Annotated in this window: 11 protein-coding genes; 10 read left to right on the top strand and 1 reads right to left on the bottom strand. The window is 42.6% G+C overall.

Translation table 11 applies throughout. The annotated features are described in order from the left end of the window. Window positions 1-23 precede the first annotated feature (23 nt). From ACDJ59_RS07615 to ACDJ59_RS07640, 6 genes are all read left to right on the top strand, one after another. Window positions 24-329, top strand: a complete 306-nt coding sequence (locus tag ACDJ59_RS07615) for a hypothetical protein (RefSeq protein WP_413408191.1) — start codon at window positions 24-26, stop codon at window positions 327-329. A 224-nt stretch (window positions 330-553) separates the two neighbouring features. Continuing rightward, a complete protein-coding gene (gene licT / locus ACDJ59_RS07620) occupies window positions 554-1393 on the top strand; it encodes a BglG family transcription antiterminator LicT (protein WP_036613486.1) in 840 nt (279 codons plus the stop codon). Window positions 1394-1560: 167 nt separating this feature from the next. Beyond that, window positions 1561-3498 (top strand): beta-glucoside-specific PTS transporter subunit IIABC, encoded by a 1938-nt coding sequence (locus ACDJ59_RS07625; protein ID WP_413408192.1) that lies wholly within the window; start codon window positions 1561-1563, stop codon window positions 3496-3498. 445 nt (window positions 3499-3943) lie between these two features. Next, window positions 3944-5857, top strand: a complete 1914-nt coding sequence (locus tag ACDJ59_RS07630) for a beta-glucoside-specific PTS transporter subunit IIABC (RefSeq protein WP_413408194.1) — start codon at window positions 3944-3946, stop codon at window positions 5855-5857. Between the two features lie 34 nt (window positions 5858-5891). Continuing rightward, window positions 5892-7334: a 6-phospho-beta-glucosidase gene (locus ACDJ59_RS07635; RefSeq protein WP_413408195.1), complete on the top strand. Its 1443-nt coding sequence runs from the start codon at window positions 5892-5894 to the stop codon at window positions 7332-7334. Between the two features lie 314 nt (window positions 7335-7648). Beyond that, the gene (locus ACDJ59_RS07640) at window positions 7649-8047 is read left to right on the top strand and encodes a RidA family protein (RefSeq protein ID WP_347386838.1); all 399 of its coding nucleotides are present in this window, start codon (window positions 7649-7651) and stop codon (window positions 8045-8047) included. 120 nt (window positions 8048-8167) lie between these two features. Here the strand turns inward: ACDJ59_RS07640 and ACDJ59_RS07645 are convergent, their stop codons facing one another. Continuing rightward, window positions 8168-9325, bottom strand: coding sequence for a S8 family peptidase (locus ACDJ59_RS07645; protein ID WP_413408197.1), 1158 nt, complete (start codon window positions 9323-9325; stop codon window positions 8168-8170). Between the two features lie 220 nt (window positions 9326-9545). Between ACDJ59_RS07645 and ACDJ59_RS07650 the strand changes: the two genes are divergently transcribed. The 4 genes from ACDJ59_RS07650 (at window position 9546) to fabD (ending at window position 13126) form a co-directional block, all read left to right on the top strand. Continuing rightward, the gene (locus ACDJ59_RS07650) at window positions 9546-10067 is read left to right on the top strand and encodes a GNAT family N-acetyltransferase (RefSeq protein WP_413408198.1); all 522 of its coding nucleotides are present in this window, start codon (window positions 9546-9548) and stop codon (window positions 10065-10067) included. Window positions 10068-10124: 57 nt separating this feature from the next. Beyond that, window positions 10125-10583, top strand: coding sequence for an SMI1/KNR4 family protein (locus ACDJ59_RS07655; RefSeq protein WP_413408199.1), 459 nt, complete (start codon window positions 10125-10127; stop codon window positions 10581-10583). 74 nt (window positions 10584-10657) lie between these two features. Beyond that, window positions 10658-11518, top strand: a complete 861-nt coding sequence (locus ACDJ59_RS07660) for a Cof-type HAD-IIB family hydrolase (protein WP_413408201.1) — start codon at window positions 10658-10660, stop codon at window positions 11516-11518. A 402-nt stretch (window positions 11519-11920) separates the two neighbouring features. Next, on the top strand, window positions 11921-13126 hold the full coding sequence (fabD, locus tag ACDJ59_RS07665) for an ACP S-malonyltransferase (protein ID WP_413408202.1): 1206 nt from the start codon (window positions 11921-11923) through the stop codon (window positions 13124-13126). The last annotated feature ends 76 nt before the right edge of the window (window positions 13127-13202 follow it).

Raw genomic sequence — 13202 nt, forward strand, 5'->3', positions numbered from 1 at the left:
TTATATGAGAGGGGCGCTACATCATGTACTTTGTTATATTTTTGCTCATAGGACTTGTTTTATGTTATCTGATCCCATTCGGTCCTATTTTGGCTGGGGGCATTGTTTTTGCACTTGTGATAGATCATTACCGTCAGACGATGCATATGCGTGAAGATATCCGGGATATCAAAAATTATCTAGGGTTAATGAACAAAGGTGAGGCGAAAGAGTACGAGATGGATAAGCAATTTAAAGATGTCGATCGTTTGAGTTCAGAAGAAATGAACATGATTAATCGTAGAATCGAAGCGGAACTGGAGAAAGAAAGCAAAAACAATAAACCGTGAATCCCTGTAAAATAATTCTTGATTTGCTCACTCCTGTGAGTATATTTACCTAGATCAGGAGTCATGCTAATTCGATATTAACTTTTTGTTGCACTGTGTAGAAATATGTAATATTATGAGGGAAGCGCGTACAACATATCGGGTTGTAACTGTTGAATCAGGCAAAGCCGTATACCTTGAGAAAAGGGATTGGTTTGTCTTTTTCTGTATATTGGAGTGATAAAGTGAAAATCGAGAAGGTGCTGAACAATAATGCTGTAGTTGCAATGAATGACGAACAGGAAGTTATTATCATTGGCCGGGGGATTGCTTATCAGAAGCGGGCGGGTGATATGGTTTCCGAGCAGCATATCGACAAGATATTTACTTTACAGAATGAAGATATTCAGGAAAACTTCAAGGCATTAATCTCAAGCATTCCTCTGGAATACATGAAAGTATCCGAGGAAATCATCGCTTACGCCAAATTAAAACTTGGCAAGAAATTAAATGAGAGCATTTACTTACATCTCACAGACCATATTCACTTTGCCATTGAGCGGTATCGCAAGAATCTGCCCATACGCAACGGTTTAATCTGGGAGACAAAACAGTTATACAAAGAGGAATATGAAGTCGGAATGGAAGCGCTCAATATGATCTGTGATCAATTTGGTGTGATCTTGCCCGAGGACGAAGCCGGTTTTATGGCACTTCACTTTGTCAATGCAGCTTTGAACGAGGAAATGCCCAACATCAAGAGTATGACGCAGGTCATGCAGGAAATCTTGACAATTATCAAGTATCATTTCAAGATTGATTTTGATGAGAACTCACTGACATTTTATCGCTTTGTGACGCATTTGAAGTTTTTCGCCCAACGTTTGGTGAAGGGAAAACATTACAAGAGCAACAACGATGATGAACTGTTCCTGATGATTCAGAAAAAGTATCCAGCAGCGCACAAGTGCTCGGAGAAAATCAAGAAATTCATTGAAAGCAACTACACGTATCAACTAACTGACGAAGAATTGATGTACTTAACGATTCATATTGAGAGAGTTGTGAATGCAACTTCTGAATAATCCCATAGATCAGCTTGCAGGGTTGCAACCACTAGGGCAAAACCTGAACGCTTGAATGACTGAACATACCGTTAACCGGATGTTCCAAACATTCAGATGTTCAGGTTTTTTTATTCTCTCCAATATGCTTCGAATCCGTGTCTAGCCAGAAAGGAAGAAAAGACTTCATGAAACACGAGCAATTAGCCAAAGACATTCTGTCTGGCGTTGGTGGAAAACAGAACATTAACAGCGTGGTGCACTGCGCGACCAGACTTCGTTTCAAATTAAAAAATGACAATAATGCCAAAACAGACGAACTCAAAAATCTGCCTGGAGTTATAACGGTAATGCAAAGCGGGGGGCAATACCAGGTCGTTGTGGGTAACGAAGTGTCTGATGTCTATAAAGCCTTGTTACAGGTGGGTAATATGAATGCGGATGAACCGGTCTCAAGTGATGATTCAGAATCTTCCGGTAAAAAAGAGAGCCTCTTGGGTCAGTTTATCGACTTGATCTCAGGTGTATTTACACCCATTCTCGGATTGCTAGCTGCAACAGGGATGATCAAAGGTTTCCTGTCCATGTTTACTTCTCTTGAATGGTTGGACCCGGCTTCAGGAACATATCAATTGTTGAATGCTGCAGGTGACTGTCTGTTCTACTTCTTCCCAATCTTCCTTGGTTACACAGCTATGAAAAAATTCGGTGGATCTCCATTCCTCGGGATGGCCATCGGAGCCTCACTTGTATATCCGACCTTATCCGGTCTTAGTGGTGGGGAACCGCTCTATACGCTGTTTGCAGGCACATTGTTTGAATCACCGATTCATATCACGTTCCTGGGTATTCCCGTTATCTTGATGAGTTATTCCTCATCCGTCATTCCGATTATTATTGCTGCTTATTTTGGAGCAAAGGTAGAAGCGTTCTTCAAAAAGATCATTCCTTCTGTTGTGAGAACGTTCCTCACGCCATTCTTTACAATTCTCATTGTTGTCCCTATAACATTCCTCTTGATTGGTCCAATCGCGACATGGGCAAGTCAGCTGATTGGTGCCGGGGTATCGGGCATCTATGACTTGAGTCCGTTGGTAACCGGTATTGTTGTTGGTGGATTGTGGCAAGTATTGGTGATCTTCGGGTTACACTGGGGTATCGTACCAATCATGTTGCTCAATCTGTCTACACTGAAAGCAGATCCGATTCTGGCGATGATGTTTGCTGCTTCCTTTGCTCAGATTGGTGCTGTTCTTGGCGTTATGCTTAAAACGAAAAATACCAAACTCAAATCACTGGGTGTTCCTGCCTTTGTGTCCGGGATTTTTGGTGTAACTGAGCCTGCTATTTATGGTCTTACTTTGCCATTGAAAAAACCATTTATTATGAGTTGTATTGCTTCTGCAACCGCTGGGGGTATTATTGGATTTGCAGGTTCCAAAATGTTTGTATTTGCTTCAGGCATCTTTGGTGTTCCAGCGCTGATTAGTCCCACAGAGGGGATCAACTATGAATTCTGGATGGCCATGATTGCCACTATCATTGCTTTTGTACTAGGTTTTGTTCTCGTTTATTTTGTAGGATTCAAAGATCCTGCTAATCCGGAGGCTGCCAAACAGGCTCCAGAGCCAGTAAAAGAAGAGAAGGCTGCACTTGAGCCTAATCCAAACAATCGCTACGAAATTGCCAGCCCGATGACGGGTGAGGTAGTTCCTTTGCAAGAAATTAATGATGCTACATTTGCTGGTGAACATATGGGTAAAGGGATTGCTATTCGCCCAACCAGTGGGAGAGTTGTATCCCCGATTAATGGTGTGGTACAGACGATTTATCGTACCAAACATGCAATTGGACTTGTAGATGATCAAGGTGTAGAGATTCTGATCCATATCGGTCAGGATACGGTACAGCTCAAAGGTCAACATTTCACTGCACATGTGAAAGATGGAGATCGTGTGAGTGTTGGCGATCTGATCGTTGAATTCGATCTGCAGGCCATTATTGAGGCGGGATATGAGACCGTAACACCGATTATTGTAACTAATACGGCTGATTATTTGGACGTGGTTGCTACAACAAGTCGTGAAGTGCAAGAAAAGGATAAATTGGTTACGGTTATAGGTTAATTCTGCTTTAGTGCGAATTTTATTAATCTGAACATTAACTTTATAGAGACCACTTTGATGTTTTCGAAGTGGTCTCTTTTTTTCATTTTCGGTCACTCAAATGTATTTGTGAAATTAATAAAAATAAGTGTTGCAAACGTAGTTCAGATGTACTATGATGAGTTCAAGAAGTAAGCGCATACATTAATCGGATTGTAACTGTTCAATCAGGCAATGCCGACCATCCTCAGATCAGAGGATATGGAATGTAACTTACTTTCGTTATCCAAATAATTAAATACCAATGTGTACAGCCTTACAGGGTTGCAACCGTTAAGGGCAAAACCTGAATTGCTGAATAACACGACTGATTTCCGGACAATCCGGTATGTTGTGTATGTTCAGTGGTTCAGGTTTTATTTGTTTCAAAAGTCATGGGGAGTCTACTTAGAGAGGGAGAATTACAATGAGCAACTACGATCAATTAGCTAGGGACATTCTGTCACGTGTAGGTGGTCGCGAGAACGTAAATAGTGTATTCCATTGCGTAACAAGACTGCGGTTTAAACTGAAAAATGAAAGCGTAGCCAAAACGGAAGAACTTAAAAATCTGCCAGGTGTTATTACCGTCATGCAAAGTGGTGGACAATATCAAGTTGTTATCGGCAACGAAGTGCCGGATGTATATAAAGCAGTCGTTAAAGTAGGAAATTTCCCAAGTGAAGGACAAGTTGAAGAGGAAACGGACAACTCAGGCAAAAAAGTAGGGTTGTTCAGCCGATTTATTGACATGATCTCCGGTGTGTTCACACCACTACTCGGTTTGCTGGCTGCCACAGGTATGATCAAAGGTTTCACAGCCATGTTTTTATCCTTTGGATGGATTACAGACACTTCTGGAACGTACCAACTGTTGAATGCAACGGGTGACTGTCTGTTCTACTTCTTCCCGATCTTTCTTGGTTACACGGCAATCAAGAAATTTGGCGGTTCACCGTTCCTGGGTATGGCGATAGGTGCTTCATTAGTTTATCCTACGCTGTCCGGCCTGACTGCTGGAGATCCATTGTACACCCTGTTTGCAGGTACGTTAATTGAATCACCGATTCACATTACGTTCCTGGGTATTCCAGTTATTCTGATGAGTTATTCAACATCGGTTATTCCAATCATTATTGCTACATTCTTCGCTGTTAAAATTGAAAGATTCTTTAAAAATATTATTCCTAAAGTCGTTAGCACGTTCCTTGTTCCATTCTTTACATTGCTCGTTATCGTTCCGGCAACATTCATTCTGATTGGTCCAGTATCCACTTGGGCAGGACAGTTGATTGGTGCAGGAGCAACTGGCATCTACGATTTAAGTCCAGTTGTTACAGGTTTGATTATCGGTGGTTTGTGGCAAGTGTTTGTACTGTTTGGGCTCCACTGGGGACTCGTGCCAGTCATGCTTCTTAACTTGAGTACTTCTGGAGCTGATCCGGTAATTGCCATGTCTTTCGCTGCCTCCTTTGCCCAAATCGGTGCTGTACTTGCGGTTATACTGAAAACCAAAAATACGAAATTGAAATCTTTAGGTATTCCGGCCTTCATCTCTGGGATCTTCGGTGTAACCGAGCCAGCAATTTACGGTCTGACACTTCCGCTGAAAAAACCGTTTATCATGAGCTGTATTGCAGGTGGTATCGGTGGCGGTATCTTGGGATTGGCCGGTTCAAAATTATACATCTTTGGTGGACTGGGTGTGTTCGGTTTCCCAAGCTTCATTAATAAGGCAACAGGCGTTGATTCCGGATTCTATATGGCTCTGGTTGCATGTGGTATCGCGTTCATCCTTGGTTTTATTCTGACATACGTGGTTGGATTCAAAGACAAAGTGGAAGCTACACCAGCTCCAGCACCAGTACTTGATCCAAATCCGAACAGCAGATACGAAATCGTCAGCCCAATGGCTGGTGAAGTTGTTGCACTGAACGAAATTAATGACGTAACGTTTGCAGGTGAGCACATGGGTAAAGGGATTGCAATTCGTCCAACCAGTGGTAGAGTGGTATCTCCAATCACAGGTGTCGTTCAAACCGTATATCGTACCAAACACGCCATTGGTCTTGTAAGCGATGATGGTGTAGAGATGCTGATCCATATTGGACAGGATACGGTCAAACTGAAAGGTGAACATTTTACAACCCATGTGAAAGATGGAGACCGTGTTAACGCAGGTGACCTGATTGTTGAGTTTGATCTGCAAGCCATTAAGGATGCAGGGTATGAGACGGTTACACCGATCATTGTTACTAATACTTCAAATTATCTGGACGTTGTAGGAACAAAAGATGCAACCGTTCATGAGAAAGATAAATTGATCACGGTATTAAGCTAATTCAAACTAAGGATGGTTAAGGAGGAACTCCTCAATGAATGAAAAGTTTACAGCTTTCCCGGAGAATTTTCTCTGGGGAGGAGCAACCGCAGCGAATCAATTGGAAGGTGCTTATCTGGAAGGTGGAAAAGGTTTAACAACCGTAGATCTGATTCCGATTGGTGCCAATCGATGGAATATTGCTCTGGGTAACCTGGATTCGTATGAACCAAAAACAGGGGAATTCTATCCTTCACATGAAGCCATTGACTTCTATCATCGATATAAGGAAGATATTGCGTTATTTGCAGAAATGGGATTTAAGTGCCTCAGGCTTTCTATAGCCTGGGCACGGATTTTCCCTAAAGGTGATGAAGCGGAGCCAAACGAAGCAGGCTTGCAATTTTATGATGATGTCTTTGATGAGTTATTAAAATACAACATTGAACCTGTCGTGACGATCTGCCATTTCGATGTACCTGTACATCTGGTCGAAACTTACGGCGGTTGGAAGAATCGTAAGATGATCGGTTTCTTTGAGAAATATGCGACGACGCTATTCAATCGATACAAGAATAAAGTGAAATACTGGATGACGTTTAATGAGATCAACATGTTGCTGCATCTCCCGTACATTGGAGCGGGTATTGTTCTGCAGGATGGTGAAAACAAAGATCAGGTTCTGTATCAGGCAGCACATCATGAATTGGTAGCGAGTGCACTTGCTGTTAAGGCTTGTCATGAGATCATTCCGGATGCACAGATCGGGTGTATGTTAGCCGCTGGAATGGTGTATCCATACAGTTCTAACCCGGATGACGTGTGGAAGGCTATGGAGAAAGATCGTGAATCATTCTTCTTCATCGACGTGCAGTCGAAGGGAGTATATCCGGGTTATACAAAAAGATTTTTCAGAGAAAATGACATTTGGATTGACATGCAACCGGAAGATGCAGAGATTTTGATGATGAACACGGTCGATTATATCGGTTTTAGCTACTATGCAAGCCGCTGTACAAGTACAGACCCTGAAATTTTGAAAGATTCGACAGAAGGCAATGTATTTGGTTCGGTGAAGAACCCGTATCTGCAAGCATCCGAGTGGGGATGGACCATTGATCCTAAGGGACTTCGAATTACGCTTAATCAACTGCATGACCGCTATGGCAAACCTTTGTTTATCGTAGAAAATGGACTTGGCGCAACCGATGTGTTGTTAGACAATGACTCCGTTGAAGATGACTATCGCATCGAATATTTGAATAGTCATTTTGCCGAGATGGCTGAAGCGATTCAAGATGGTGTAGAACTCATAGGTTACACAAGCTGGGGACCGATTGACCTGGTCAGTGCGGGTACTGGAGAGATGAAGAAACGGTATGGCTATATCTATGTAGACAGAAATAATGATGGCACGGGTACACTTCGCAGAGTGAAAAAGAAGAGTTTTCACTGGTACAAAGATGTCATTGCGAGTAATGGCGCACAATATTTCTGATACAAGGTGCTGAACGCTATAAAATAAACAAAGAGCAGTCTCGTTATCACGGGATTGCTCTTTGTTTATGAGGGGATGAATTTGACCCATGATGTGGCTTTCAGATATAATAGAAAAATTAAGAGAATCTTGTCACTTAAGAAGGGAGGAGCATCCACTCATGAAGAAAAAATCACTTGCGTTTATATCTTCGGGATATGGATACTCCACTGCTGTCTTTTTCTAGAATCTGTTCCAAGGGTGAAGTCTGCCCAAAATCGGAAGAAAACTAGGAAATAACGCAGAAAAATCTTAAGAATGATGAGGTAATCCAAATGAATATGGACAAAATAACTAGAACAAATCCAGAAAATATGCCAGCTCCTGTGGGTCAGTACACGCATATTACAAGAATCCCGAGGAATGCAGAGTTATTTGTGACTTCGGGTCAAATTGGAGCAGATCATAATGGACTCTTTCCAGAGAGTCTGAATGAGCAAGTCACTAATACATTTAATAATATTAAAACAGTGCTCGAATCTGAGCGCTTAGATGCTGAACATATTATCAAAGTGAACGTATGGGCAACCGAGGAAATCGATTGGGATTTCTTATATGCCGAGTGGGGACAATTATTTAGTACGGATTATCCTGCAATGACGATTGGATATATTACGGCGCTAGGTCTACCAGAGATTAAAATTGAAATAGAGCTTTGGGCAGCAAAAGTGTAACATCGAATACTTTTTAACCAAACGAAGGAGCATCTCACTTACAGATGCCCCTTCGTTTTTTTATTTGTGTCAAAATGGAAAGGATATGCCTGTGTGCAATCATGAGCGATAGTAGGTGTATTATGGCACCTGCAAGCTCTGATAAGCATTCAGTCGACCATATGTCCAGTAGATCCCGGAGCCTGATACCGGATCAGAAGCGAAACACAGCGCATCCCGAATTTGAGCATTTGTTTTCCCTTGTGCAGCGAGAAGTGCAGCGGCTCCAGCCACATGAGGGGTAGCCATGGACGTACCGCTAAGGTAGGCATAGGAACCTCCCAGGTATGTGGATAGAATGGTATCACCCGGTGCAGCCATATCCACCCAGGAACCATAGTTGGAGAAATTGGATTTGAGATCGGAAGGGTTGGTTGAAGCGACAGCAATCACATTGGGATACGATGCGGGTACGATTGGGAATGAAGTGTTATCGTTACCGGCTGCGGCAATAATCACAGCTCCTCGATCCCAAGCATACTGTACGGCAGCTTGAAGGAAAGCATTTCCCATCGGCCCACCAAGGCTCAGGTTAACAACCTGTACACCGTTATTGGCAGCAAAGACAAGCCCGTTACCGACATTACCTATCGTTCCTTGCCCGTTGTTATCCAGTACCCGGAGCGGAACGATGGATGCGAGTGGTGCAGCGCCTGCGATGCCCACACCATTGTTGGTTACGGAGGCAGCGATCCCGGCTACATGGGTGCCGTGGCCGTTCCCGTCCTCAGGGATGTTATCATAATCAACATAATCATAACCGGGGAGGAGCTTGGAGGCCAATTCTGGATGATTCAGCTGTACACCGGTATCGATAATGGCGATTTTGACAGAGCTGTTACTCTGAGTAATATTCCATGCAGCGGGTGCATTGATTTTGGACAGGTTATACTGATAAGGAAAGAAAGGGTCATTGGGAGTGAAAGAAGCCTCAACGAGGTAATTGGGCTCTGCATGTTCAATTAGCTCATGATCTTTGTAATGTTTCAGCATTCTGTGCATTTTTTTACGGGATTCCATGCGGTACCAGCCTAAATCTTCATAGGTCTCAGCGACCCTACATCTCCCTTTTTTGTGCAAAGAGTGCATTTCATCCTCGGTTTTATCTTCCTTGAATTTGATTAGGAGCTGGTTTGGCGCGTGAGGATGAAACTGACTCTCTGCCTGATGGTCCAGATAATGATGCACGTACCCGATTGCTAGCAAAATGGTAGCAAAAATCCCTAACCATAACCACATGAGCGTTTCCCCCTCCAATAGAGATTAAGACACGCCTTATCGTATGCGAACTCTATCAGACTGCGTGGACACTCTTTCAATTTGGTTAGTAGTGTAGATAGATTGATAGGAAGGGATAAATTCGGTAAGATGAGATGAAGAGAGCCGATCTGGCATGAACAAGATTTAAGGACGGGCCAAGAAGTAGCTCCTAATACAGAGGGTAAGGAATGTGGATTTAATGACACAACTTCAGAGTATACCGACAGTAACACCAGTTCAGCCACACCAGATTCATGATGCCACTGATTTTGCCATGCGTGTACGTAGAGAAGTGTTTCCCATGATGGATCATACAAAATTGCCTGTGGACTTCGAGCAGTTCAGAGAACATTATCTGGAATCCGATGGTTCAATCTTTCTTATTGCAATGGTGGGGGATGCGGGCATCGTCGGTTCTATTGGGATATTACCATATGATGGACGTATTGAAGCTGTGGAAGGTCGATATGCAGCTCAATCGGCTGCCGAAATAGTAAAATGTTATGTAGATCCCGCGTATCGTAGGTTCGGTATTGGTTCGATGTTGATGAACGAACTGGAGAACGTGGTAAAGGATATGCACTATACAACGCTGTATCTGCATACACATCGCTTCTTGCCAGGAGCAGTAGATTTCTGGAAACGCCAAGGGTTTACGGTTATTGCTGAGCAGGATGATGACTGGCAAACCGTACATATGGACAAGTTGGCATGTAAGTGACCATTGGAATTTATTGAAAGAAAATGACATTGTGATGGTAATGAGGGAGATCTATCCATGTATTCAAGTCTGATTGAGAAACTGGAGCATACCGAGGTTATACGCTGGTTCCCGAATCATCAAGTTCAAGAGAGCTGGATTGTAGAAGTGGAACAGGAGTTGGCCTTTCCGTTGCCTTCGTCCTATCGCTGGTGGCTTCTGAATTATGGTGAAGCGCTGTTAAGCGGGACAGAAATTCTGACCATTACATCTCCAGAACACCGAGAGTATACGGACGCTGACATTTTGTATAGATACCGACTTACTGATGAAGACACGAAGAAGGAAGGGAAGCTGGAACTGTTTGTACCGGACGAGGGTGAATATTACTATTTTGATACGTGGACGGCTGATCACCTTGTGGAGTACAAAGTGATGCGTTTGGATTACTTTAATGGGGAACCTGAAGTATACGCGGATTCTTTTGCCGGATTTTTGGAGAAGTTGATCGATCAGCGAACACCACGGAATAGGTAATTTTGTATAAGGAAAATGCCTGTCGGCACTCGCTCGGTTAGACATAGACAACATACATGATGGGGGCTAGGCAGATGAACGAAACGAAGCGAAAACTTGTTTTTATTGATATTGATGGCACATTGGTCGACGATGATGGAAACATTCCGTTGTCAGCACAGAAGGCTTGTAAACAGGCCAGAGAGAACGGACATCTGCTCTATTTATGTACAGGCCGATCCAAGGCGGAAATCTATGATTCCATCTGGGATGTAGGATTCGATGGTCTGATTGGTGCAGGTGGGGGTTATGTGGAGTTTGGCAAGGACGTGTTATATCACAAAAGGGTAACAGCGGAAGATGTTCGACATATGGTCGATTTTTTCAATGAAAATGGCATTGACTTCTACCTTGAATCCAATTCGGCATTGTATGCGAGTAACAATCTTCAACCTCACCTGGAACGCCGTATCTATGGTGATGTGGAGAATGACCCTGTAGCCAGAGAGAAGAAGGAACTGAAACCGCACCCGTTTATTGCCGGATTGACGTATGGAGAGGCCGACCTGTACAAGGATGACGTGAACAAAGTATGTTTCTTGGAGAGCTCAGCCATCCCGTTTGAGCGAATCAAGGAAGAGTTTGAAGGGAAATTCGAGGTCATTCAGTGCACTGTGCCGATCTTTGGTGAAGGAAGTGGTGAACTGATGATCCCTGGCATTCACAAAGCCATTGCAATCGCCGATCTGCTGAATCATCTGGGCATGTCCCAAGAAGATACATTTGCCATCGGTGATGGCATGAATGATGCCGAGATGTTGGAATTTTGTAACACCGGAATTGCCATGGGTAATGCAAAGCCAGGTCTGAAAGCCATTGCAGATGATATTACTGGAACAGTAGAGGAAGATGGATTGTATCATAGTTTTGTGAAGTATGGATTGATTGAAGGATGAGGTAATCCGATTCACACGAAAAAGATGGTAACACAAATGTCTGAAGGAATTGACGTTGAACTTGAAATAAGCGCATTCAGATATTTAAGATAATAAGCATCGAATGATCAGATCAGAACAAAACAGGCATCTCCGTATTGGAGATGTCTATTTTTCATGTTCAGGCTTCAGTTAATATCCAGTATAGAACTACACTAAATGCCCCGACACAGAGTCCAAAAAGGAGTCCAAAAATGATCACGAATTTCTTCCCATTCATAGAAATAGATGACCCTCCTTTTGACTTTATTATTGCATAACTCCTAATGAAAGTTTATTATAAATTTTGCAAACAAGGAATTTATTGGTTTTTTTGTTTGTCAAAGTGCATGAAATATAAAGTTGATACATGGAGGATGCTGGATGAGTAATGTAGCTCTGTTGTTTCCTGGACAAGGTTCTCAGATGGTTGGGATGGGTAGAGACTTTTGGAATAACTTCGATGTGGCTAAGAAGTTATTTGAAGAAGCCAGTGATGCCATTTCTTTCGATTTGAGAAAGTTATGTTTTGAAGGTAGCATGGCTGATTTGACAATGACGATGAATGCTCAGCCTGCACTTTTGACTGTTAGTGTCATAGCGTATCAGGTGTATATGCAAGAAATAGGGATGGAACCCGCTTATTTGGCTGGGCATAGTTTGGGAGAATATTCGGCTCTGGTATGCGCAGGTGTTCTATCATTTCATGATGCCATTAAACTGGTAAGACAACGAGGTATCATTATGCACAATGCAGACCCGGATCAGAAAGGTACCATGGCCGCCATTTCAGGTATTCATTTAGACACACTTCAAAACATATGCGAACAAGTTTCCACGATCGAGCGCCCTGCTTGTGTGGCTTGTGTGAACGCTGACCAGCAGTTTGTCATTTCGGGACATCGGCACTCTATACAAGAAATTATTAAAAGGACAGAAGCCCTGAGAACGAAACATTCGTATATCAATGTAAGTGGTCCCTATCATTCTCCCATGATGCAAACCGCAGCAGAACAATTCAAAGTTGAATTGGATCAATATCAATATGCCCATGCAAAATACCCGGTTATTTCCAACGTTACAGCAGCACCCTATGAGTCTGATCGATCTGTCGTGGATTATTTAACCATGCAGATGACGATGCCTGTAAGATGGTTAGAGTCTATGCTCTATCTGGTTGCAAATGGGGTTACTGAAGTTATAGAGTTGGGCTCTAAACATGTGTTAGTTAGTCTTATGAGTAAAATAACGAAGCGTATTGTACCTTACTCGCTAAGTCAGTCTTCCGATTTACTAATGCTTACAAATACACAAGAAAGGAAAAATAAACGGTTAACGATTCGTAAAAAGTTGTTATCAGAACTAATAGTAACGGCACTCATTTCACGGAATTATAACCCAGATTCGATATCATATGCCAAAACGGTTGAGCCATTATTTCACCAATTACAACGGGCAAAGGAAAAAGTAAACAACAATGAATATGAACTTAGTGAAGAAGAGATAAATGATGCTCTACAGGTATGTCATTCCATTATTATAGCAAAAAATATTCCATTGGATGGAACCGCGTTGATTGATGCAATCTAGTACTCGATCTGTGCTTTTGCAAGATCTATATTACAGCAACAGACTGCCTTTTTATAAGGTAGTCTTTTTGTCCTTT

It is taken from the genome of Paenibacillus amylolyticus, from assembly GCF_047302515.1.
GTDB lineage: Bacteria > Bacillota > Bacilli > Paenibacillales > Paenibacillaceae > Paenibacillus > Paenibacillus amylolyticus_G.